General features: G+C 70.9%; 15 protein-coding genes. 12 read left to right on the top strand and 3 right to left on the bottom strand.

Annotated elements, in window-relative coordinates; translation table 11 throughout:
• Nucleotides 1-5 precede the first annotated feature (5 nt).
• The 3 genes from ligA (at nucleotide 6) to ACOQFR_RS13830 (ending at nucleotide 3,809) form a co-directional block, all read left to right on the top strand.
• Entirely contained in the window at nucleotides 6-2,147 is a 2,142-nt protein-coding gene (gene ligA, locus ACOQFR_RS13840; protein WP_421382863.1) for an NAD-dependent DNA ligase LigA, read from the top strand.
• 44 nt (nucleotides 2,148-2,191) lie between these two features.
• Nucleotides 2,192-3,160 (top strand): EF-P lysine aminoacylase EpmA, encoded by a 969-nt coding sequence (epmA, locus tag ACOQFR_RS13835; RefSeq protein ID WP_421382861.1) that lies wholly within the window; start codon nucleotides 2,192-2,194, stop codon nucleotides 3,158-3,160.
• 112 nt (nucleotides 3,161-3,272) lie between these two features.
• Nucleotides 3,273-3,809, top strand: coding sequence for a DUF3011 domain-containing protein (locus ACOQFR_RS13830; RefSeq protein ID WP_421382860.1), 537 nt, complete (start codon nucleotides 3,273-3,275; stop codon nucleotides 3,807-3,809).
• Here the strand turns inward: ACOQFR_RS13830 and ACOQFR_RS13825 are convergent.
• Entirely contained in the window at nucleotides 3,803-4,528 is a 726-nt protein-coding gene (locus tag ACOQFR_RS13825) for a hypothetical protein (protein WP_421382858.1), read from the bottom strand. The two genes, ACOQFR_RS13830 and ACOQFR_RS13825, sit on opposite strands and share 7 nt — an antisense overlap.
• Before the next feature lie 69 nt (nucleotides 4,529-4,597).
• Here ACOQFR_RS13825 and mtnA point away from each other — a divergent pair, with 69 nt between their 5' ends.
• A complete protein-coding gene (gene mtnA, locus ACOQFR_RS13820) occupies nucleotides 4,598-5,653 on the top strand; it encodes an S-methyl-5-thioribose-1-phosphate isomerase (protein ID WP_421382856.1) in 1,056 nt (351 codons plus the stop codon).
• Nucleotides 5,653-6,570: a glycosyltransferase family 2 protein gene (locus ACOQFR_RS13815; RefSeq protein ID WP_421382854.1), complete on the top strand. Its 918-nt coding sequence runs from the start codon at nucleotides 5,653-5,655 to the stop codon at nucleotides 6,568-6,570. Before mtnA ends, ACOQFR_RS13815 begins: the two co-directional genes overlap by 1 nt.
• Here ACOQFR_RS13815 and ACOQFR_RS13810 read toward each other — a convergent pair.
• Nucleotides 6,546-7,985: a hypothetical protein gene (locus ACOQFR_RS13810; protein WP_421382852.1), complete on the bottom strand. Its 1,440-nt coding sequence runs from the start codon at nucleotides 7,983-7,985 to the stop codon at nucleotides 6,546-6,548. The two genes, ACOQFR_RS13815 and ACOQFR_RS13810, sit on opposite strands and share 25 nt — an antisense overlap.
• 149 nt (nucleotides 7,986-8,134) lie before the next feature.
• On the opposite strand from ACOQFR_RS13810, the gene gyrA reads away from it, so the two are divergent.
• From gyrA to pbpC, 5 genes are all read left to right on the top strand, one after another.
• Nucleotides 8,135-10,765 carry a DNA gyrase subunit A gene (gene gyrA, locus ACOQFR_RS13805; protein ID WP_421382850.1) on the top strand — a complete coding sequence of 877 codons (2,631 nt, stop codon included), beginning with the start codon at nucleotides 8,135-8,137 and terminating at the stop codon, nucleotides 10,763-10,765.
• A 79-nt stretch (nucleotides 10,766-10,844) separates the two neighbouring features.
• Nucleotides 10,845-12,926 (top strand): PDZ domain-containing protein, encoded by a 2,082-nt coding sequence (locus ACOQFR_RS13800; protein ID WP_421382848.1) that lies wholly within the window; start codon nucleotides 10,845-10,847, stop codon nucleotides 12,924-12,926.
• Nucleotides 12,923-13,705 carry a hypothetical protein gene (locus ACOQFR_RS13795; protein ID WP_421382846.1) on the top strand — a complete coding sequence of 261 codons (783 nt, stop codon included), beginning with the start codon at nucleotides 12,923-12,925 and terminating at the stop codon, nucleotides 13,703-13,705. Before ACOQFR_RS13800 ends, ACOQFR_RS13795 begins: the two co-directional genes overlap by 4 nt.
• A 111-nt stretch (nucleotides 13,706-13,816) precedes the next feature.
• Nucleotides 13,817-18,727: an alpha-2-macroglobulin family protein gene (locus ACOQFR_RS13790; protein WP_421382844.1), complete on the top strand. Its 4,911-nt coding sequence runs from the start codon at nucleotides 13,817-13,819 to the stop codon at nucleotides 18,725-18,727.
• 16 nt (nucleotides 18,728-18,743) lie between these two features.
• Nucleotides 18,744-21,059 carry a penicillin-binding protein 1C gene (pbpC, locus tag ACOQFR_RS13785; protein ID WP_421382842.1) on the top strand — a complete coding sequence of 772 codons (2,316 nt, stop codon included), beginning with the start codon at nucleotides 18,744-18,746 and terminating at the stop codon, nucleotides 21,057-21,059.
• A gap of 45 nt (nucleotides 21,060-21,104) precedes the next feature.
• Here pbpC and ACOQFR_RS13780 read toward each other — a convergent pair whose 3' ends face one another.
• The gene (locus ACOQFR_RS13780; RefSeq protein WP_421382840.1) at nucleotides 21,105-21,584 is read right to left on the bottom strand and encodes a peroxiredoxin; all 480 of its coding nucleotides are present in this window, start codon (nucleotides 21,582-21,584) and stop codon (nucleotides 21,105-21,107) included.
• 639 nt (nucleotides 21,585-22,223) lie between these two features.
• On the opposite strand from ACOQFR_RS13780, the gene ACOQFR_RS13775 reads away from it, so the two are divergent.
• Nucleotides 22,224-22,664, top strand: coding sequence for an Hsp20/alpha crystallin family protein (locus ACOQFR_RS13775; RefSeq protein ID WP_421382838.1), 441 nt, complete (start codon nucleotides 22,224-22,226; stop codon nucleotides 22,662-22,664).
• A gap of 141 nt (nucleotides 22,665-22,805) precedes the next feature.
• Entirely contained in the window at nucleotides 22,806-23,693 is an 888-nt protein-coding gene (locus tag ACOQFR_RS13770) for a DnaJ C-terminal domain-containing protein (protein WP_421382836.1), read from the top strand.
• The last annotated feature ends 55 nt before the right edge of the window (nucleotides 23,694-23,748 follow it).

Below are 23,748 nucleotides of genomic sequence, written 5' to 3'. Positions count from 1 at the left end.
CCGCGATGACCGCCGCCGCCGCCCGCGCTGCCGAACTGCGGCGCCTGCTGGAAGACGCCAACCACCGCTACCACGTGCTCGACGACCCGGCGATCCCGGACGCTGAGTACGATGCCCTCCTGCGCGAACTGCAGGGCCTGGAGCAGGCCAATCCCGAACTGCGCACGCCGGATTCGCCCACCCAGCGGGTCGGCGCGGGCATCCTGCCGGGCTTCGAGCAGGTGGTGCACGAGCAGCCGATGCTGTCGCTCAACAACGCCTTCAGCGACGAGGAAGTGCGGGAGTTCGTGCAGCGCATCGAGCGACAGCTGGGCGTGGCCGATCCCGCGTTTTCGGTCGAGCCCAAGCTCGATGGGCTGGCGATCAGCCTGCGCTACGAAGACGGCGTGTTCGTGCGTGGGGCCACCCGCGGCGACGGCGCCACCGGCGAGGACGTCACTCAAAACCTGCGCACGATCCATGCCATTCCCCTCACGCTTCGGCGCGAGGCCACCGGATCCGCGGCGCCCGCCGTGCTGGAGGTGCGCGGCGAGGTCTACATGCCGCGCGCCGGCTTCGAGGCCTACAACGCGCGCATGCGCGACACCGGCGGCAAGGTGCTGGCCAATCCGCGCAACGGCGCCGCCGGTTCGCTGCGCCAGCTCGATCCGCGGCTCGCGGCTGCGCGCCCGCTGAGCTTCTACGCCTACGGCCTGGGCGTCACCGCCGGCTTCGAACTTCCGGACACCCATTCGGCCATGCTGCAGGCGCTGAAGGCGCTGGGCTTTCCGGTGTCGCCGGAGGTGGCGGTGGCGTCGGGCGTTTCCGGCCTGCTCGCGTATTTTGCGCGCCTGGGCCAGCGCCGCGACGGCTTGCCATACGACATCGACGGCGTGGTCTACAAGCTCGACCGCTACGACCAGCAGGCGGCGATGGGCTACGTCTCGCGCGCGCCGCGCTGGGCGATCGCGCACAAGTTCCCGGCCCAGGAACAGCTGACCACCGTCGAGGCGATCGAGGTCCAGGTTGGTCGCACCGGCGCGCTCACGCCAGTGGCGCGGCTGGCGCCGGTGCAGGTGGCGGGCGTCACCGTCACCAATGCCACGCTGCACAACGCCGACCAGATCGCGCGCCTGGACGTGCGCGTGGGCGACACCGTGATCGTGCGCCGCGCCGGCGACGTGATCCCGGAAGTGGTGCGCGTGATCGAGGACCAGCGGCCACGCGACGCGGCTGGCCAGCCGCTGCACGCGCCCTATGTCTTCCCGGAAACCTGCCCGGCCTGCGGCTCGCATACGGAAGCCGTGCGCAAGGTGCTTCGCTCGACCAAGGCCGGCGGCATCGAGTACGCCGAAGGCGCGGCCATCGTCTGCTCCGGCGGCCTGTTCTGTCCGGCGCAGCGCAAGCAGGCGCTGGTGCATTTCGCCTCGCGCCGCGCGATGGACATCGAGGGCCTGGGCGAACGCTTCATCGAAGCCCTGGTGGACTTCGACTACGTGCGCACCGTGGCCGATCTCTACACGCTCACCCTGGATGCGTTCCTGGAGATGAAGCGGCTTGCCGACGAGCGCGACGACACCGTGCCCGAGACGGTGAAGGCCGGGAAGGTGGCCAGCAAGTGGGCCGAGAACCTGGTCGGCGCCATCGCCGACAGCCGCCAGACCACGCTGGAGCGCGTTCTGTTTGCGCTCGGCATCCGCGACGTGGGCGAATCCACCGCCCGCACCCTGGCCCGGCACTTCGGCGCCCTGGATCCGATCATGGACGCCAGTGAAGCCGCCCTGGTCGAGGTGCCCGACGTCGGGCCGGTGGTTGCCGCGCGCATCGCCGGCTTCTTCGCCGAAGCGCACAACCGCGAGGTGGTGCAGGCCCTGCGCGACGCCGGTGTGACCTGGCCCGAGGGGCCGCCGCAGCGTTCGGCCGAGGGCCCGCTGGCGGGCAAGACCGTGGTGCTGACCGGCGGCCTGTCGGCCATGAGCCGCGACGAGGCGGGCGATCGCCTGCAGGCCCTGGGCGCCAAGGTCTCGGGCAGCGTGTCGAAGAAGACCAGCTTCGTGGTCGCCGGCGAGGCCGCCGGCTCCAAGCTTGCCAAGGCCGAGGAGCTGGGCGTGGAAGTCTGGGACGAGGCGCGGCTGCTGGCCTTCCTGAACGATCACCCGGCGCCCTGAGTCCGGCGCATCCGGCCTGCGCGGGCCGGGCGTAAAGTAATCCCATGAAGGACTGGAAACCCACCGCCAACATCCGCGCCCTGCGCCTGCGTGCCGAACTGTACGCGCTGGTGCGTCGCTTCTTCGCCGAGCGCAAGGTGCTGGAGGTGGAGACACCCGTGCTTTCAAGCGCCGGCAACACCGATCCCAATATCGAAAGCTTCGCGTTGCAGTTCGATGGCGCGCGCAGCGCCGGCGAAGCCACGCGCTGGCTGCGCACCTCGCCCGAGTTCCCGCTCAAGCGCCTGCTGGCTGCCGGCGTCGGCGACTGCTACGAACTGGGCCGCGTGTTCCGCAATGGCGAGGCCGGCAAGCGCCACAACCCCGACTTCACGATGCTGGAGTGGTACCGCGTCGGCTTCGACCACCATCAGCTGATGGACGAGACGGCCGAACTGATCAAGGCCGCGCTGGCCCTGGCCGGCCGCCGCGCCACGGTGCGCGACACCAGTTTCCGACAGCTCTATCAGGACAGCTTCGGGCTGGACGTGTTCACCGCGCCCGAGGAAGACCTGCGCTCGCCGCTGGGCGTGTACGGCATCGATCCGGCGGGACTGACCCGTGACGATTGGCTGGATCTGCTGATGACGCATCTGATCCAGCCCACCATCCCGAGCAACCGCATCCTGCTGGTGTACGACTATCCGGCCAGCCAGTGCGCGCTGGCCCGCATCCGCGAGGGTGAGCCGCCCGTGGCCGAGCGCTTCGAGGCCTTCCTGGGGCCGCTGGAGCTGGCCAACGGCTACCACGAACTCAAGGACCCCGGCCTGCAGCGCCAGCGCTTCGAGTCCGACCTGGCGCGTCGCCGCGAACGCAACGCGGCGCTGCCGGCGCTGGACGAACGCCTGCTGGCCAGCCTGGGCAAGCTGCCCGACTGCGCCGGCGTGGCCCTGGGCATGGACCGGCTGATGATGGCGCTGCTGGGCACCGACCGCATCGCCGACGTGCTGGCCTTTCCGTTCGACCGGGCATGAACAGCCGGTAAGCAACGGCGGCCGGGGCCGGCCCGATTCTCCGTCGATTCATCCTGCAGGCCCTAGATTTCGAACCGAGCGGCCGGGTGGCCGACGCGACGGAGACCAGACCATGAGCCGCATCCTCGTTTCCCTGCTTGCCCTGGTGGCGGCCTCGCTGCCGCTGGCGGCGTCGGCCCAGGGCCGCTACTACGACGACGGGCGCTACGGCAGCGCCGGCATCGTGCGCTGCGAGTCCAACGACGACCGCACGCGTCGCTGCAACGTGGACACCCGCGGCGGCGTGCGCATCGTGCAGCAGGACTCGCGCTCGCCCTGCATCGAGGGCCGTACCTGGGGCTATGACCGCCGCGGTATCTGGGTCACGCGCGGCTGCCGCGCACGCTTCGAGGTTGGCGGCGGCTACGGTTATGGCCGCCCGGGCTACGACGACGGCTACCGCCCGGGCTACAACCGCGGTGCGCAGGTGATCCGGTGCGAGTCGCAGGATGACCGCCCGCGCTTCTGCCGCGTGCCCGGTGGCGTGCGCCGCGCCGATATCGTCCGGCGTCTGAGCGACAGCCGCTGCGAGTTCAACTACAGCTGGGGCTTCCGTCGCGACGGCATCTGGGTCGAGCGCGGTTGCCGCGCCGAGTTCCGCGTCTACTGAGTCCTGGCCCGCGAGCCGGACACTGACTTCGCCGCGCGCTTGCGCGGCGAAGTTTTTTTGGCCGCTGGTTTCAACGCCTGGGGCGCGACCACCTGGGTCAGCTGGCGACCGAGTGCGCTGGCCAGTTTCAGCGGCGGCATCGCCAGTGCCAGCGCTTCGGCGCTCCACGCCTTGAGCTTGGACGGAGCCAGGTTCAGCGCGCCCGCCAGCGGTGCCGGCAGCCAGTCGGCGCCGGCCTTGCGCAGCCGGCACACGCTGTCGGCGTAACGCCCTGCGGCCCAGGTGGCGGCGATCGCGCGCACCGTCGCGGTCACCAGCGGTTCGAGCGGCGTGTAGCGCATCAGCGGCGTGCTCACCGCCGCCGGCAGCCAGCCCCGCAGCAGCGTGCGCAAACCTTCGCGCGTGGCCAGCGGGCTCAGCACGGCCTGGGTCTGAGCCACCGCTAGCACACCTTCGATTTCCCAGCCGGCGGGCTTGAGCTTGTAGCGCCGGTAGATCGCCTGCACCAGCCGGCGCTGGATGTCCTCGGCCGATTCGCTGCTGCCCGCACTGCGCAGCCGCGTGGGCAGGAAGGGCTTGAGCAGCGGCACCCGGTCCAGGCCCACCTGCAGCGCGGCGCCGGCGCCGGCCTTGACGCAGGCCGCATGCAGCAGGGGCTCGATGCCGGTGTCGACCAGCACGGGTTTGCGGCGGGACGCGGGCGCAGGGCGTGGGCTCATGGCCCGGAGCATAACGCGGCGACGGCCTTGGTAAACTCCGGCATCGGCCTGCGCCCCCTGGACCTACACATGGACTTCGACCGCTACGACCGCATCCGCCCGATCCGCTGGCAGGGTGACCACCTGACGCTGCTCGACCAGCGCAAGCTGCCCTTCGCCGTGGAAATGGTGGACTGCGCCGACAGCGATGCCGTGGCCCGGGCCATCCACGACCTGGTGGTGCGCGGCGCCCCGGCCATCGGCATCGCGGCCGCGTGGGGCGCGGTGCTGGCGGGGCAGGGCACGGTCGCGGCCGACGGTCCCGAGGCGCTGGCCCGGATGGCGCCCGCCCTGGACCGGCTGAAGGCCGCGCGTCCGACCGCGGTGAACCTGATGTGGGCGCTGGCCCGGCTGCGTCGCGCCCTGGCCACGGCCGGCAGCGACTGGCTGGCCGTGCTGGAAGCCGAAGCGCGCTCCATCGAAACCGAAGACCTGGCCGCCAACCGCTACATGGGCGCGCTGGGCGCGGCGCTGATCGCGCCCGGCAGCGGCGTGCTCACGCACTGCAACACCGGCTCGCTGGCCACCGCCGGCTTCGGCACGGCGCTGGGCGTGATCCGCGCCGGCGTCGCCGAAGGCCGCATCGAGCGCGTATTCGCCAGCGAAACCCGGCCCTGGCTGCAGGGCGCACGCCTGACGGTGTGGGAACTGCTGCAGGACGGTATCCCGGCCACGCTGATCGGCGATGGCGCCGCGGCCCACCTGATGAAGTCGGGCCAGGTGCAGTGGCTGGTGGTCGGTGCCGACCGCATCTGCGCCAACGGCGACACCGCCAACAAGATCGGCACCTATTCCCACGCCATCGCCGCCCGCCACCATGGCCTGAAGGTGATGGTGGTGGCGCCGTCGTCCACCGTGGACATGGACACCGCCAGCGGCGAGTCGATCGAGATCGAGATGCGCGATCCGGCCGAACTGCTGTCCATGTCGGGCACGCGGACTGTCGCCGAGGGCGTGGCGGCATGGAATCCCGTGTTCGACGTGACGCCGGCCGGCCTGATCGATGCCATCGTGACCGAGAGGGGCGTGGTGGAGCGTCCCGATGCGGCGGCCATGCGCGCGGTGTTCGGCGCGGGGAACGCCTGATGTCGCCGCGCATCGCGGTGCTGGTGCCCTGCTACAACGAGGCGGTCACCATCGCCCGCGTGGTGGCCGATTTCCAGGCCGCGCTGCCCGGCGCGCAGGTCTACGTCTACGACAACAACTCGCGCGACGGCACCGGCGACCTGGCCCGCGCCGCCGGTGCGCAGGTGCGGCACGTCGGCCTGCAGGGCAAGGCGCAGGTGATGCGCCGCCTGTTCGCCGACGTCGAGGCCGACGTATACCTGATGGTGGACGGCGACGACACCTACCATGCCGCCAGCGCGCCGCAGCTGGTGCGGCAGGTGCTGGAGCACGGCGCCGACATGGTCGTGGGCGTGCGCGTCTCCACGGCGGAACTGGCCTACCGGCCCGGCCACGTGCTGGGAAACCGTCTGCTCACCGGATTCCTTTCCTGGCTGTTCGGCCGGCCCTGCAAGGACATCCTCAGCGGCTACCGCGCGCTCTCGCGGCGCTGCGTGAAATCCTTCCCCGTGCTGTCCACCGGGTTCGGGATCGAGGCCGAACTCACCGTGCATGCGCTGGAGCTGGCGATGCCGATCAGCGAAGTGGACACGCCGTACAAGGAGCGCCCCGAAGGCTCGGTGAGCAAGCTCAGCACCTGGCGCGATGGCTGCCGCGTGCTGTGGACCATCCTGCGCCTGTACGTCGCCGAGCGGCCGCTGCCTTTCTACGGGCTGGCGGCCCTGGCGCTGGCGGGCCTGTCGCTGGGGCTGGCCGCGCCGGTCGTGGCGACCTACCTCGACACCGGCCTGGTGCCGCGCTTTCCCACCGCGATCCTCGCCACCGGCCTGGCGCTGATGGCCGGCCTGTCGCTCACGGCCGGACTGGTGCTTGATACGGTCACGCGCGGCCGCCGCGAAAAAAAGATGCTGGCCTACCTGGCCACGCCCGGTCCCTGACGCCGGCGCCGCAGCTGGTCGGCCACGACCGCCAGGTTGGCCAGCATGAAAAACGGGAGCGGGTGCAGGTAACGCAGCGACGGGATGTGCGAGAAAAGCGCGAGGCTGGCGACCAGGCCCATCGAAGCCAGCCACAGCACGGCCAGCGGCGCACGCTGCGGTGAACGCCACCCCAGCAGCAATGCCAGCGTGGCCACCGGTGCCAGGCCGAACAGGCAAGCCAGCATCCAGGGCCACCCCGCCTCGAACCAGGTCGTGACGGGCGTGCGGCCTTCGGCAACGCCGCGATAGTCGTAGCCCAGGTGCTCGCGCAGCGCTTCCACCATGCCGGGGTCGGGTGCGCGCCGGCCCAGGTCGTCCTGCAGCCGGTGCTGCAGCAGGGGCGCATCGAAATAATCCGACAGGTTGACCAGGCCCAGGCGCACCACCGCCCAGCGGTCGGAACGCAGGGCGCGGCTGGTGATCTTGCGCGCCACGCGTTCCGGGTCGCCGGTATGGCGCGCCAGCGCCGCATACAGGCCCTCGGGATGCCAAACGTGGGCCTCACGCTGGCGTGGGTCGCGCAGGTCCAGCTTCACTTCGTCCAGGACGGTGCCGGGTACGCCGGTGTCGCGGAAATGCTCGGCGCGGACGAGCGGGGCCACCAGGCCGATGCGCATCATGCCGCGGGCCTGCAGGTAGGTCGGCTCGGATCCGAACAGCTGGCCGTAGTAGCGCGTGTAGGCCTGGTGCGCCGCGAAGGTGGTGATCGCGGCCACGCCAAGGTGCAGCAGCAAGGACCGCCAGCGTGGACCACGCCGCGGACCCCACAGCGCCACCGCCACCGGCACGGTCGCTGCCAGGCCGACCACCACCGGCAGCAGGCTGAAGCGCAGGCTCACCGCCGCGATGCCGGCCACGGCAGCCAGCGCCATCCAGCGCCAGCGTCCCGAGCTGGCAAAGGCCGCCAACATCGCCACGTGCCCCACCAGGGCCAGGCTGCCGGCGGCTTCGGCCATCATCATCCGCTCGTACAGCAACTGCAGCGGGTCGAGCGCCAGCAGCAGGGCCGCGGCTGCGGCGAGGCCTGCGCCCACGGCCAGCCGCCGCTGCAGCAGCCAGAAGAGCAGCAGGCCACTGGCGAGCCCGGCGCCGGTCTGCAGCAGCACCAGCGCCATCGGCGACTGCCAGGCCAGCGCGCTGTGGCGCACGAGCCAGCCGTACGTGAACGAGCGGTCGGTCGGAATCCAGCCGGTCAGCGCCGAATGCAGGTAGGAGCCGGAGTCGCCCATGAAGACCCGCATGCCCGGGTCGCCCCAGAGCCACACGGCCTTGACCGCCAGCAGGGCCAGCAGCAGGCCGGCGACGGAGCGCCAGGACGCAGAAAACGGGGCTTGCGGGAGGGGCGGTGCGGAGCCCGCTGCGGGCGGGCTCATCGGAGGATCTTGACCATGGAAAACAAGGCTTTGCGGGGTGCGTGCGTGGTATCATTTCACGCTTGCAGGGCACGCTGGAATCCCCGGCGTGCAGGCAGTCCGGACCGGGCCGGAAAACAGCCCCGGACCTCTCGAGAAACGGAAGACGAATGGCAGATCTGGCGAAGGAAATCATCCCGGTAAACCTCGAAGACGAGATGCGCAAGAGCTACCTCGATTACGCCATGAGCGTGATCGTCGGCCGCGCCCTGCCGGATGTCCGCGACGGCCTCAAGCCCGTGCACCGCCGCGTCCTATTCGCGATGAACGAACTGGGCACGCACAGCAACAAGCCCCACGTGAAGTCGGCGCGCATCGTCGGCGACGTGATCGGCAAATACCATCCGCACGGCGACCAGTCGGTGTACGACACCCTGGTGCGCATGGCCCAGCCCTTCTCGCTGCGCTACATGCTGATCGACGGCCAGGGCAACTTCGGCTCGGTGGACGGCGACTCCGCCGCCGCCATGCGCTACACCGAAGCCCGCATGGCCAAGCTCACCCACGAGCTGCTGGCCGACATCGACAAGGAAACCGTCGACTTCCAGCCCAACTACGACGAGAAGGAAGAGGAGCCCACGGTCCTGCCGGCGCGCTTCCCGAACCTGCTGGTCAACGGCTCGGCCGGCATCGCGGTCGGCATGGCCACCAACATCCCGCCGCACAACCTGGGCGAGGTGATCGACGCCACCATCGCCCTGATCGACGACCCGGAAACCAGCATCGGCGACCTGATGCAGTACGTGCCCGGTCCGGATTTCCCGACCGCCGGCATCATCAACGGCGCCGCCGGCATCCATGCCGCCTACCACACCGGCCGCGGCCGGGTGCGCATCCGCGCCAAGGCCGAGGTCGAGGTCAACGAGGACAGCGGCCGCGAGGCCATCATCGTCACCGAGCTGCCCTACCAGGTGAACAAGGCCCGGCTGATCGAGAAGATCGCCGAGCTGGTGAAGGAAAAGAAGCTCGAAGGCATCAGCGAGCTGCGCGACGAGTCCGACAAGGACGGCATGCGCGTCTTCATCGAGGTCAAGCGCGGCGAGTCGGCCGAAGTGGTGCTCAACAACCTCTACCTGCAGACGCCGATGGAATCGGTGTTCGGCATCAACATGGTGGCCCTGGTCGACGGCCGGCCGCAGGTGCTCAACCTCAAGCAGATGCTCGAGGCCTTCATCCGGCACCGCCGCGAGGTGGTCACCCGCCGCACCATCTTCGAGCTGCGCAAGGCCCGCGCCCGCGCCCACATCCTCGAGGGCCTCACCGTCGCGCTGGCCAACATCGACGCGATGATCGAGCTGATCAAGACCTCCGAGAACCCCACGGTGGCCAAGGAGCGCATGCTGGCCCGCGTCTGGGAGCCCGGCCTGGTCGGCGCGCTGCTCGGCGCCGTCGGTGCCGACGATTCCCGGCCCGAGGACCTCGCGCCCGGCCTGGGCATGCAGCCGGGCGGCTACCAGCTCAGCGACATCCAGGCCCAGCAGATCCTCGAGATGCGCCTGCACCGCCTCACCGGCCTGGAGCAGGAAAAGCTCACCGACGAGTACAAGCAGCTGCTGGAAACCATCCGCGGCCTGATCCACATCCTGGAAAACCCCGACCGCCTGCTCGAGGTCATCCGCACCGAGCTGCGCACGCTGCGAGACGAATACGCCGACCCGCGCCGCACCGAGATCCGCCCGGGCGAGGAAGACCTCGACATCCTCGACCTGATCGCCTCGGAAGACGTGGTGGTCACGCTGTCGCACGCCGGCTACGCCAAGCGCCAGCCGCTCACCACCTACCGCGCCCAGAAGCGCGGCGGCAAGGGCCGCTCGGCCACCGCAGTGAAGGAAGAAGATTTCATCGACCGGCTGTGGATCGTCAACACGCACGACACCCTGCTCACCTTCACCAGCACCGGACGCGTGTTCTGGCTCAAGGTCTACCAGCTGCCCGACGCCGGCCCCAACTCGCGCGGCCGCCCGATCATCAACTGGATCCCGCTGCAGGAAGGCGAGAAGGTGCAGGCCGTGCTGCCGGTGCGCGAGTTCGACGAAAGCCACTTCGTGTTCTTCGCCACCCGCGACGGCACCGTCAAGAAGACGCCGCTGTCGGAATACTCGCGCCCGCGCAGCACCGGCATCTGGGCCATCAACCTGGACGAGGGCGACGGCCTGGTGGACGTGCAGCTGACCAACGGCCAGCGCGACATCATGCTGTTCGCCAGCAGCGGCAAGGCCGTGCGCTTCGACGAGTCCGAAGTGCGCTCGATGGGCCGCACCGCCACCGGCGTGCGCGGCATGCGCCTGAAGGAAGACGACGAAGGGCAGGGCGCCAAGGTGGTCAGCATGATCGTCGTCGATGGCGATGGCGACATCCTGACCGCCAGCGCCAAGGGCTTCGGCAAGCGCACCCCGGTCGAGGACTACCCCAAGAAGGGCCGCGGCACCCAGGGCGTCATCGCGCTGCAGACCAGCGAGCGCAACGGCGCGCTGGTCGGCGCGATCCAGCTCACCGAACAGCACGAGATCCTGCTGATCTCCGACCAGGGCACCCTGGTGCGCACCCGCGCCTCGGAAGTGTCGCAGGTGGGCCGCAACACCCAGGGCGTCACCCTGATGCGGGTGGCGGCCGACGAGGAGCTGATCGCGGTCGAGCGGGTGGACGTGATCGAGCCGCTGGATGCCGCCGAAGCGGCCGAGCCGGCCGAGGGCGCCGCCCCGGCCGTCACGGAACCGTCGCCGCCCCAGCCCGAGGCTTGAGCCTCGTCGCCACGTCCGGGCCGCGCGGAACTCTCCGCGCGGCCTGTACCCTAAGCCCGGAACCTCTCTGGAGCCCCGCATGCCCCTGATCCGACCTGCCGCGGCCGCCGTGGCCACGCTGCTCCTGCTGGCCGCCGCCGTGGTGCAGGCCCAGCCCGCCGCCACGCCGGACCCCGCGCCGGTCCGCGCCAGCGACGCCAACCGCATCTCCGAAGCGCGCGACCGCGTGCTTCCGGTGGTGGTCAGCATCCTCAACGTGCGCGAAGACCACCAGCAGGGCGAGCCCGTGCTGAGTGTGTCCAGCGGCAGCGGCACCGTGGTGTCGGCCGAGGGCCACATCGCCACCAATGCCCACGTCACCCAGAAGGGCAAGAGCTTTCGCGTGGTGTTCGCCGACGGCCGCGAGCTGCCGGCGCGCCTGGTGGGCACCGACACCCTGTCCGACCTGGCGGTGCTGCAGGTGGTGACGCCGCGTCCGGAAACCTTCGCCTATGCGGAGTTCGCCTCCACGCTGGACCTGCGTCCCGGCGACACCGTGCTGGCGATGGGCGCGCCCTGGGGCCTGTCCAATTCGATGAGCGCCGGCGTGGTGAACAACCCGCGCCGCCTGCTGGTGTCGCTGTTCGACGACGAGGCCGACTACGAAGACCGGCTGGGCGCCGACGAACCCACCGGCCGCTACTACGCCTGGATCCAGCACGACGCCGCGATCGCGCCGGGCAATTCCGGCGGCCCGCTGGTGGACCTGTCGGGCCGCATCGTCGGCGTGAACACCCGCGGCATGATCTTCGGCGGCGACCTGGCCTTCGCCATCCCCGGCCCCGATGCCGGTGAAGTGGTGCGCACGCTGATCGAGCACGGCCACGTCGCGCGCGCCCAGCTGGGCTTCCGGCTGCGTTCGTTGAAGGGCACGGGCCTGCGCGAGGGCGTGCTGGTGAATGCGGTCGAGCGCGGCTCGGCGGCCGAGAAGGCTGGCCTGCGCGCCGGCGACCGCATCGTCCAGCTCCAGGGCAGCGCGGTGAGCGCACTTCAGCCGGTGGACGTGCCCGCGCTGCAGCGCCGCATCGCCGAGATGCCGATCGGGCAGCCGGTGAAGCTGGACATCGACCGCGACGGCAAGCGCAGCACGGTCAGCATCGTGGCGCAGTCGCAGCCCGACGACCGCGCGGTCGAGCGTGCCTTCGCCCCGTTCGGTCTGTCGGTGTCGGAGATGACCGCGGCCATGGGCCGTCGCCGCAATTTCGAAGATCCGCGCGGCCTGCTGGTCACCGGCATCCGCCCCGGCGGCCCGGCCGCCATCGCCCGTCCGGCCCTCGCCCAGGGCGACCTGATCCGCCGCGTCAATGGCAAGGCGGTGGCCAGCCTGGCCGAGCTGGAGGCGGTGGCCGGCAAGCCCGGCGCCGAGCCCGGCGCGCCGATGGTGGTGGAGTTCCAGCGCGAGGCCGAGCAGCGCCTGGCGGTACTGGTGCCCATCCATGGCGACCGCATGCGCACGCCGCTGCCCGAACTGGCCAAGGCCTGGTCGGGCGTGGAAGTGCAGCCTGTCACCACCACCCTGGCCCGCGATCTGGGGCTGGGCGCGCAGGGTTACCGCATCATCCGCGTCTATCCCGGCAGCCCGCTGGCCGCAGCCGGTGCCGAAGTCGGCGACCTGCTCACCGCCATCGACGGCGAGCCGCTGCGCGCCGCCAACGAAACCTCGGCCGACGGCTACCACCAGCGCGTGCGCGACCTGGCCATCGGCAGCCAGGCCCGCTTCGACGCGATGCGCGCCGGCAAGGCCCGCAGCTTCGAGGTCACGCTGGCCGAATCACCCACCAACACCTCGGGCCTGCGCACCCTGGCCCTGACCCGCCTGCGCGCGCAGCTGCGCGAGTTCGGCTTCTACGACCGCGCCGCGCGCCGTCTGCCGGCCAGCCAGGCCGGCGTGATCGTGGACGGTGTCGAGGCCGGCGGTCCGGCCGGCCTGGCCCACCTGCAGGGCGGCGACGTCATCATCAGCCTGGCCGACCAGCCCGTGCGCGGCTTGTCCGATCTCAACCAGGCCCTGGACGCGGCGCTGGCCAAGGGCAACGGCAGCGTGATCCCGCTGCAGGTGATCCGCGGCAGCGAAACCCGCATCCTCTACCTCGAACGCTACTGGCTCACGGAGAAACCATGACCCTGGTCCGCCTGCTCGTCCTGCCCGCCCTGCTGCTGCTGGCGCCCGCGGTCCACGCCGCCGAAGTGTTCGAAGACTACCGCCCGATCTACAAGGACCTGGTGCAGCAGCACGCCCAGGCCGTGGTGACGGTGAAGTTCGTGATGTCGGTGACCAATTCCGGCAACGAGCAGCGCATCGAGGACCGCACCCAGGCGGTGCTGGTCAGCGCCGATGGCCTGCTGCTGGTGCCCGACCGGTCGGTCAGCCTCGACTTCAGCGCCTTCGGTGGCACCACCCCGGGCCAAGCGGCGCCGGTGGCCAAGTCCAGCGACTTCCGCGTGCGCCTGGCCGACAGCGAGGAATGGCTGCCGGCCGACCTGGTCACGCGCGACGCCGAACTGGGCCTGGCCTGGCTGCGGCTGCGCAAGCCGGCCGGCAAGCTTGACTACGTGGACCTGTCCCAGGGTGAAAAGGCCGAGCCGGGCACGGTGTTCTTTTCGCTGATGCGCACCTCGGACGAGTGGGGCGGCGTACCCGTGTTCCGCCCCGGCCTGGTACTGGGCGAAACCCGCACCCCGACCTACCGGCTGCTGGTGGACGGCGTGCCGGGACTGGCCTTCACCCATGAGGGCAAGCCCATGGGCTACGTCGACATCGACCTGGCCGCCATGTCGCGTTCGCGCGGCGCGGGCCTGGGCCTGGACATGGCCGACATGGCCCTGCGCATGACCCCGATCGACAAGGTGGCCGCCGCCACCGCGCAGGCGGCCAAACTGCCGGTCGCCGGCGGCGAGTAAACGCGTCCCGGCATCGCGCCGGGCGCTGACCGTTTTCCCGAGACGAATCCGTGGCGCATCGGCGCCGCGGCGCTCGCCCTATACTGGCCGCATCCCCCGGGAGCAGGCCCCATGATCGCAAGCAACGCCCTCCGCCGCGTCGCGGCACTGTTGATCCTCGTCGTGGTTGCCCTGGTGTTCGCGGGCTGCAAGCGCGACGCCAACGAAGTGCCCGAACTGCAGGGCGGCGACGCGGTCGATGCCCGGCCCAAGGTCGAAGGCTTCGCGCTGGTCGGCGCCGGCCGCAGCGAACAGGGCGGCGAACTGGCGATCGAACTCGAGTTCTCGCAGCCGCTGGCCACCAGCCAGGTGTTCGACGAACTGCTGGTGGTCACCGGCACCAACGGTGAAGTGGTGAAGGGCAGCTGGGTGCTGGACGACAGCGCCACCAAGCTGCGCTTCCCCGCGGTCGAGGCCAGCCGCGACTACAGCGTGCTGCTGCGCGCGGGGCTGGCCGCGGCCGATGGCAAGACGCTGGGCAAGGACGACACCCGCAAGGTCAACACCGGTCCGGTCGAGCCGGCCGTCGGCTTCGCCTCGCAGGGCAGCGTGCTGCCCGCGCGCGACACCCGCGGCCTGCCGGTGGTGTCGGTGAACGTGCCGGAAGTGGACGTCGAATTCCTGCGCGTGCGCGACAGCGAAGTGGCCAACTTCTTCGTCGGCTACCAGCGCGGCGGCCGCCGCGGCGGCTGGGAGCTCAGCGACAGCGAATGGCAGGACCGCGTGGCGATCACGCGCGTGGCCGATTCGGTCTACCTCAACCGCTTCGTGCTGGGCGGCGCCGACAACGAGCGCCGGCTGAGCTACCTGCCGGTGCAGAACATCGCCCAGCTGCAGGAGCCTGGCCTGTACTTCGCGCTGATGCGCAAGGTCGGGGCGTACAGCGACGACTACGACACCGCCATCTTCTTCGTCAGCGACATCGGCCTGCACCTGCGCGCCTACGACGACAAGGTGTTCGTGCACACAGCCTCGCTGCAGTCGGGCGATCCCGCCGGCGACGTCGCGCTGACCGTGCTCGACCGCAAGGGCGAGGTGGTGTCGCGCGCCAGCACCGATGGCGCCGGCAATGCGCTGGTGGCCTACAAGCTCGACGCCAGCCACGTGCTGGTGGCGCGCAGCGGCAACGACGTATCGCTGCTGCCCTTCAACCAGCCGGCGCTGGACCTGTCCGAGTTCGCGGTGGCCGGCCGGCCGCAGGCCTGGTTCGACGTGTTCGCATGGTCGGGCCGCGACCTGTATCGCCCGGGCGAGACCGTGCGCCTGTCCGCACTGATGCGCGACTACGACGGCCGCGCGGTGAAGGCGCAGCCGCTGTTCCTGAGCCTGAAGCAGCCCGACGGCAAGGTCTTCCTGGAGACGCGGCTCACGCCGGGCGAGGGCGGCTACTTCAGCTTCAGCCAGGCGCTGCCGCCGGACGTGCCGACCGGCCGCTGGCAGGTGGAGTTCCGCACCGCACCGGGCGCGGCCGAAGTGGTGCAGGGCATGTCGCTGCGCATCGAGGAGTTCCTGCCCGAGCGCATGAAGCTCGACCTGGCCAGCGCCAAGCCGACGCTGGCGCCGGGCGACGCGCTGCCGCTGCGCGTGGACGCCGCCTATCTCTACGGCGCGCCGGCCGCGGGCAATCGTTTCACCGCGCGTCTGTCGGTGGCGGCCGACCAGCATCCGGTGGAGGCGTTCCCGGATCACTTCTTCGGCGACCCGACCGTGTCCTTGCCCAAGGACGGCAAGGACGTGATCGACCAGGCGCTGGATGCGCAGGGCAAGCTCAGCGTCGACGTCGACCTGCCGGAGGAAGCCGCCAAGCCGGCCGCACCGGTGGCCGTGGTGCTCAGCGGCAGCGTGTACGAAAGCGGCGGCCGCCCGGTCAGCCGCAGCCTCAAGCGCACGCTGTGGCCGGCGCCGGCCCTGGTGGGCGTGCGCCCGCTGTTCGACATCAAGGAAAGCGCGCCCGCCAACGGCGTGGCCGGTTTCGAGATCCTGCGCAGCGATGCCGCCGGCAAGCGCCTGGCGGGCGCCGGCCTGAAGGTCAGCCTGGTGCGCGAACTGCGCGACTACCACTGGCGCCAGGAAGAGGACGGCGGCTGGGGCTACGACTACACCGCACGCTACGAGACGGTGGAAACGCGCACGCTGGACGCGCGCGCCGACGGCGACGTGCGCATCGACTTCCCGGTGGAGTGGGGCGAGTACCGGCTGGAGATCACCGATCCGCAGACCGGCCTGCTGTCGCGCCTGCCCTTCGTGGCCGGCTGGAGCTGGGACAACCAGAACCGCGGCCTGGACGCGCGTCCCGACAAGGTCAAGATTGCGCTGGACAAGACCGCCTACCGGGCCGGCGACACGCTGCGCGTGACGGTCACGCCGCCCCAGCCGGGCCAGGGCCTGCTGATCGTCGAAAGCGACCAGCTGCTGCACGTGCAGCCGCTGGCGGCCAAGCCGGGCGAAACCTACGAGCTCCAGGTCACCGATGCATGGGAGCGCCATGACGTCTACATCACCGCGCTGGTGCTGCGCGGCGGTTCGGCGGTGGAGAAGGTGACGCCGGCGCGCGCCGTGGGCGTGGCGCACGTGCCCATGGACCGCAGTGCGCGCTCGGTGCCCGTCACCGTCACGGCGCCGGCGCAGACCCGTCCCGAGCAGGCCCTGCCGGTCACGCTCAGCGCGCCGGCCTTGGCCGGCAAGACCGCGTGGGCCACGGTGTCGGCGGTGGACGTGGGCATCCTCAACATCACCCGCTTCCCGGTGCCCGATGCCGGTGCGCATTTCTTCGCGCAGCGCCGCCTGGGCATCGAGTCCTACGATCTCTACGGCCGCGTGATCGAAAGCTTCGAGGGCGAGGCGGCCACGCTGCGCTTCGGTGGCGACATGGCGCTGCTGGCGTTGCCGCAGGCCCGCCGCCCGACCGCGCGCGTGCAGACGGTGGACCTGTTCTCGGGCCCGGTGAAGCTCGATGCCCAGGGCAAGGCCCAGGTCGAGGTGATGGTGCCGGACTTCAACGGCACGCTGCGCGTGTCGGCCCTGGTCTTCAGCGACGAGGTCTATGGCCAGGGCAGCACCGAGAGCATCCTGCGCGCGCCGGTGCTGGCCGAGGTCAGCGCGCCGCGCGCGCTGGCGCCCGGCGACCGCAGCACGGTCACGCTGGACCTGCAGAACTACACCGGCAAGGCCGGTGATTTTGTCGTCACCCTCGGCACCGAAGGGCCGATCGCGGTAGCCGGCGAGCGCCGCAGCGTATCGCTGGCCGACGAAGCCAAGCAGACCCTGACCTACGTGCTCAGCGGCACCGAAGGCTACGGCGTCGGCACGCTCAAGCTGCGCGTGGAAGGCGGCGGCTACACGGTGAACCGCGAGTTCGACGTGCCGGTGCGCGCCGCCTGGGGCACCGTCGTGCGCTCGCGCGCGCAGACCGTGCAGCCGGGTTCTGCCGTGACCCTGGGCGCCGACGTGGCCGCAGGCCTCATGCCCGGCACGGTCTCGGCGCGCATGACCCTGACCACGCAGCCACCGCTGCCGTTCGCGCGTGCGCTGCAGGACCTGCTCAGCTACCCGTACGGCTGCGTCGAGCAGACCACCACCCGCGGTTATGCGGCCCTGCTGCTCGATGCCGACACCGCGCGCCGCATGGGCTTCCCGGGCCTGGACGAAGAGGCCCGCCGCAAGCGGCTGGAGGCCTCCTTCAGCCGCCTGGCGGCACTGCAGTCGGCCAACGGGCATTTCTCGATGTGGGGCGGCAACGATTCCACCGCCATCCTCACGCCCTACATCACCGAGTTCATGCTCGCGGCGCGCGAGGCCGGGTTCGCGGTGCCGGATGCGATGCTGCAGAAGTCGCTCGAGCGCCTCAACGAGGACCTGCTTACCGGCGGCGTGCCGTTCTACGCGTACGACGACGCCGACCACCTGCGCTTCGCCTACCAGGCCCAGGCCGGCTACGTACTGGCCAAGGTCAACCGGGCGCCGCTGGGCACGCTGCGCGCGCTGTACGACAACGAGCGCAGCAAGTCGCTCACCGGCCTGCCGTTGCTGCACCTGGGCCTGGCGCTGTCGCTGCAGGGCGACGAGGCCCGCGCCGGCAAGGCCATCGCCGAGGCGCTGGCGAAGAAGGACGCCCGTCCGCGCTGGCTGGGCGACTACGGCTCCGAGCTGCGCGACCAGAGCCTGATGCTGGCCCTGCTGCGCGAGCACAAGCGCAGCAGCAAGCAGCAGGACGACCGCCTGATGGCACTGTCGCGCGAGATGCAGGCGCGCAACGCCAGCGGCTACGCCTGGTTCAGCACGCAGGAGCAGATCGCCCTGGCCCGCCTCGGCAAGGGCCTGTCGCTGGATGCGCAGCGCACCTTCTCGGGTGTGCTCACTGTCGGTGCGCAGGATACGGACGTGGACGCCGACCGCATGTTCAGCCGCGACTTCGGCTACGGCGACCTCGCGGCCGGCGTGCGCTTCGCCCCGCAGGCCGAAGCGCCGCTGTTCGCCAGCATCGACGTGGCCGGTGTGCCGCGCACCGCGCCGGTGGCCGACGACTCGGCCATCAGCGTCAAGCGCAGCTGGTACAACCCCGACGGCACGGCCTGGAAGCCCGGCCCGCTGCGCGAAGGCCAGGTGCTGGTGGCCGCGCTGCGCGTCGAGGCACGCGAGGCGATGCCCGACGCACTGCTGGTGGACCTGCTGCCCGCCGGCCTGGAGATCGAGAACCTCAACCTCAGCGATCCCGACCAGTGGGCCGACGTGGTGATCGAGGGCGTCACGATCACCGAGCGGGCCAACGCGTCCGAGATCCGGCACGAGGAGTACCGCGACGACCGCTACGTGGCCGCGCTCAAGCTCTACCAGGGCCAGCAGGCGCAGCTGTTCTACCTGGTGCGGGCGGTGACGCCCGGCACCTACGTGGTGCCGCCGCCGCAGGTGGAGGACATGTACCGGCCGCAGCTGCGCGGCGTCGGGAAGGCGGTGCCGGCGTCGGTGACCGTCGTCCAGCCCTGACGTGCGCCGATGGCGCATGGTCGCGGCGGGGCTGCTGGTGCTGGCCTCGCCGTTCGCGCTCGATCAGATGTACCCGCTGCCCTTGCCCGACCCCCGGGACAACGGCAGCGTGGTGCTGGCCGCCGACGGCACGCCGCTGCGCGCCTTCGCCAACCGCTCCGGCGTATGGCGCTATCCCGTTGTCCCCGATGAGGTGTCGCCCCATTACCTGCAGGCGCTGACCACCTACGAGGACCGCTGGTTCCGTTACCACCTCGGCATCAATCCGGTGGCGATGCTGCGCGCCGCGGGGCAATGGGTGGTCAACGGACGCGTGGTGTCGGGCGGCTCGACCCTGAGCATGCAGGTCGCGCGCATCCTCGAGCCGCACCGCCGCACCCCTGGCGGCAAGCTGCGGCAGGCGCTGCGGGCGCTGCAGCTGGAAGCCCATTTCTCGAAGGACCAGATCCTCACGCTGTACCTCAACCACGCGCCCTTCGGCGGCACCATCGAGGGCGTCGAGGCGGCGAGCTGGGCCTACCTGGGCAAGCCCGCGCGCCACCTGTCGCAGGCCGAGGCCGCGCTGCTGGCGGTGCTGCCGCAGGCGCCGAGCCGGCTGCGTCCGGATCGCCATCCCGAAGCGGCGCGCGCGGCACGCGACAAGCTGCTGGCGCGCATGGTGGCGCAGCGCGCCTGGACGCCGGCCGAGGTGGCCGACGCCCGCATCGAGCCGGTGGTGGCGCGACGCCTGCAGCAGCCACTGTCGGCGGCGCTGCTGGCGCAGCGACTGCGCGCGGCGCATCCCGGCCAGTCGCGGATCCCGAGCACGCTGGACGCGCCCCTGCAGCGCGTGCTCGAGCAGCGGCTGGCCGGCTACTTCGCGCAGCTGCCCGAACGCACCTCGGCCGCGCTGCTGGTGGTGGACAACGCCACGCTGCAGGCGCGCGCCTACGTAGGCTCGCTGGAATTCGCCGATGCCCGGCGCCTGGGCCACGTGGACATGGTGCGCGCCACGCGCTCGCCCGGCTCCACGCTCAAGCCCTTCCTGTACGGGCTGGCGCTGGACGACGGCCTGGTGCACTCGGAAAGCCTGCTGGTGGATGCACCGCAGAGCTTTGGCGACTACCGGCCGGTGAACTTCGATCCGGCGTTCAACGGCCCGGTGTCGGTATCCGATGCGCTGCGCCTGTCCTTGAACGTGCCCGCGGTGGACTTGCTGGACCGCGTGGGCCCCGAACGCTTCGCCGCGCGCCTGGCGCATGCCGGCCTGCGCCTGCGGCTGCCGCGCGGCGCCAAGCCCAACCTGTCCATGATCCTGGGCGGCACCGGCACGCGGCTGGAGGAACTGGTCGGGGCCTACCGCGCACTCAACGCCGACGGTTTGGCAGGGCAGGTGCGCTACGCGCCCGAGGATCCGCTGCAGGAGCGACGCCTACTGTCGCCGGGTGCGGCCTGGATCATCCGCGACGTGCTCGAACAGCATGGCCGGCCCGGCCAGCGCGACGAGGCCTTCGACACCAGCGGCCGCCCGCGCGTGGCCTGGAAGACCGGCACCAGCTACGGGTTTCGTGATGCCTGGGCGCTGGGCAGCACGACCCGCTACACCGTCGGCGTGTGGGTGGGGCGGCCGGACGGCACGCCCTTGCCCGGCCAGTACGGCGCGATCACGGCCTTGCCGCTGCTGTTTGAAGTGGTGGACAGCCTGCCGCGCGCCAGCGAGGATGCGCGCCGCCGCGCGCTGCCGGCTGAGGTGCAGCGCGTGGACATCTGCTGGCCGCTGGGGCTGCCGCCGGATCCGGCGGAACCTGCGCTGTGCCAGCAGACGCGCAAGGCCCTGGCCCTGGCCGGAAGCCTGCCGCCCACGCTGCCCGAGCGCGATGCGCATCGCTGGGGCGCCGGCCGGCTGCAGATGGACGTGGATGCGCGTACCGGCCAGCGTTTGTCGGCGTCCTGCACGGCGTCCCACCGCCGCCAGTCGCAAGTGATCGCGCGCTGGCCCGGCCTGGCCTATCCCTGGTTGCCGGCCGCGCAGCGCCGCGCGAGCGCCATCCCGCCGCTGGCGGCCGACTGCGCGCCGGATGCGCTCGATGGCATGGAGAACCTGCGCATCGACGGCGCTTCCGACGGCAGCCGTCTGGCCCGGGCACCGGGCAGTGCGAGGCCGGCCACGCTGCGCCTGCGTGCCCTGGGCACCGAGACACGCGTGCGCTGGCTGGTGAATGGACGCCTGGCGGGCGAAACCCGCGGCGCACGCCCGTGGACGCATGTGTTCGACGCGCCGGGCGAACAGCAGATCACCGCCCTGGCCGACACCGGCGCCTGGGCGGAGATCACGCTGCGCGTGGTGCGCTGAAGCGATCGCGCCGCGGCCCGTGCCGCCGCGCGCGCCGGCCCGGGATCAGGGCAGGTGTTCCAGCACGTAGTCGGCCGACGACACCTTGAACTCGCCCGGCGCCTCGACGTGCAGCTGCTTGACCACGCCGTCTTCGGCGTACAGCGCGAAGCGCTTCGCGCGCAGGCCCATGCCGAACGCGGTGGCGTCCAGCTCCAGGCCCAGGGCCTGGGTGAAGGCGCCGTTGCCGTCGGCCAGCATGTGCACTTCCTCCGGCACGTCCTGGCTCTTGCCCCAGGCGTCCATCACGAACGCATCGTTGACCGACAGGCAGGCCACTTCGATGCCGCGCTTGCTGAACTCGCCGAACTTCTCGACGTAACCCGGCAGGTGCTTGGCCGAGCACGTGGGAGTGAACGCACCCGGCACCGCGAACAGCACGACCTTCTTGCCCTCGAAGAGTTCGCCGGTGTCCACGGCCTGCACGCCGTCCTTGAGGGTGTTGAGGGTGGCGTGCGGGATCTTGTCGCCGATCTGGATGGTCATGCGGGTCTCCGGGGCAGGGGATGGCTCCACAGTCTAGCCCTTGTTCGTTGCTATCACTCGGCTTGGGGGTGCGTGGCGCCGGCGTCACCGCGGAAGCGAAGGTCACTTTCTGCTCAGCAAGGCCTTTATTTCGCAGAAAGTGACCTTCGCTTCCACGGCGCCGCCGGTCCCTCCGCCGCGGGTGCTCAACGGAAGGCCCGCGACCACGCGCTTCGATGCTTGCGCGTGTGCGATCCGGACCAAGGCGGGCCATCTCTCCTGCTGATCTCGCGGTTAAACGATTCGATGCACCTGCCACCCGCGCGTCAGCGCGTGCGTGTCCACCTGGACACGCGACCCCCATGGTCGCGAGCTCGATGGACGTCGAGACCGGGACACCTGTCCGCCCGGCGGCGGAGGTGAGTTCCTGGCAATCCCGAGAAGCGAATCTGGCGGGGACGGCCAAAGGCGCAGATTCTCTGAGCAGAAAGTGACCTGCACCTCCGCGGCTCGCCCGGCGCCAGATCTACCCGGTTGTGATGGCGGAAAGACCCGGATTGGGGCCGCGACCGGCCGATTTCAACGGCTTGAAGCGGGCGGGGCGGGCCCTATGTTGGTGGCATGGCGGTCGAGCGGCCGCCGAACCCAAGGAGAGAGCAGATGAGCCTGACCCGTTATTCCCAGACCGCACCGCGCCACCTGCAGGACGAGATCAAGCAGGCGTTCGAGAAGTTCTTCAATGCCGACGACACCGACGCGTCCAGCGTCGTCACCAGCCAGTGGGTGCCGCGCGTGGACATCAAGGAAGAGGCCGAGCGCTTCGTGATCTTCGCCGATCTGCCGGGCGTGGACCCGGCGTCGATCGAAGTGCAGATGGACAAGGGCATCCTGTCCATCAAGGGCGAGCGCAGCACCGGTGCGAGCGAGGAAGGCGCGCGCTTCTCGCGCGTGGAGCGTGCGCACGGCGTGTTCTATCGTCGCTTCGCGCTGCCCGACAGCGCCAACCCGGAGGGCATCAGCGCCGCCGGCAAGCACGGCGTGCTGGAGATCACCATTCCCAAGCGCCCGGAAGTGACCCCGCGCCGCATCCAGGTCCAGTAAGGCCCGCTCCCCCGGGTGGAGGTCCCGCGGCGGTCGCGCGGGCGTGGCCAGGGAAGCGCCACGCCGCAGACCGTCGCGGTGCAACAGGTAGACTAGGCCCGCGGATGCTCTCCGCGGGCTTTCACTTGCCAGAGGCACACGATGCAGTTCAAGGACTACTACGAAACGCTGGGCGTGGAGGCCAGTGCCGGCGAGGCGGAGATCAAGACCGCCTACCGCCGCCTGGCGCGCAAGTACCACCCCGACGTGAGCAAGGAAAAAGGCGCGGAGGAGCGCTTCAAGGCCGTCAACGAGGCCTACGAGGTGCTGCGCGACAAGGAAAAGCGCGCCGAATACGATCGCCTCAAGTCGCAGGGCTACCGGCCCGGCGAAGAGTTCCGGCCGCCGCCGGGGTTCGGCCAGGGCGGTTTCGGGCAGGGCGGTTTCAATTACCAGCAGGACTTCGGCCAGGGCGGCGGCTTCAGCGATTTCTTCGAGTCGCTGTTCGGCGGCGGCCGGGGACCCGCGCGGCCGCAGCCGGCGGGCGACGTGCGCGCCAAGCTGGCCATTCCGCTGGAGCTGGCCTACACCGGCGGCAAGCAGCGCATCAACGTGGACGGACGCACGCTGGAAGTGAACGTGCCCGCCGGCATCGCGCCCGGCCAGGTGATCCGCCTGGCGGGGCAGGGCCAGCGCGGCGCCGGGCGCGCGTCCGACCTGCTGCTGGAAGTGGACTACCGCCCGCACGGCGAGTTCGAGGTGGACGGCCGCAACGTGCTGTACACGCTGCCGCTGGCGCCGTGGCAGGCCGCGCTGGGCGCGACGGTGAGCGTGCCCACGCTGGGCGGCTCGGTCGAACTGCGCATCCCGGCCGATTCCGACACGGGCCGCAAGCTGCGCCTGCGCGGCCGCGGCCTGCCGGGCAAGCCGGCGGCCGGCGACCAGATCGTCGAGATCGAAGTGCGCGCGCCGCGTGCCGACACCGACGCGCAGAAGGCGCTTTATCGCCAGATGGCGGAGGCCTTCGACTTCGATGCGCGGAAGGCGTGAGTTTTTGCCGCGGATTTACGCGGATGAACGCGGATAAAACTGATGATCGCAAACA

The sequence above is a fragment of the Arenimonas sp. MALMAid1274 genome (assembly GCF_049195245.1).
Classification (GTDB): domain Bacteria; phylum Pseudomonadota; class Gammaproteobacteria; order Xanthomonadales; family Xanthomonadaceae; genus Arenimonas.
This window is presented reverse-complemented; position numbering and strand designations above follow the sequence as displayed.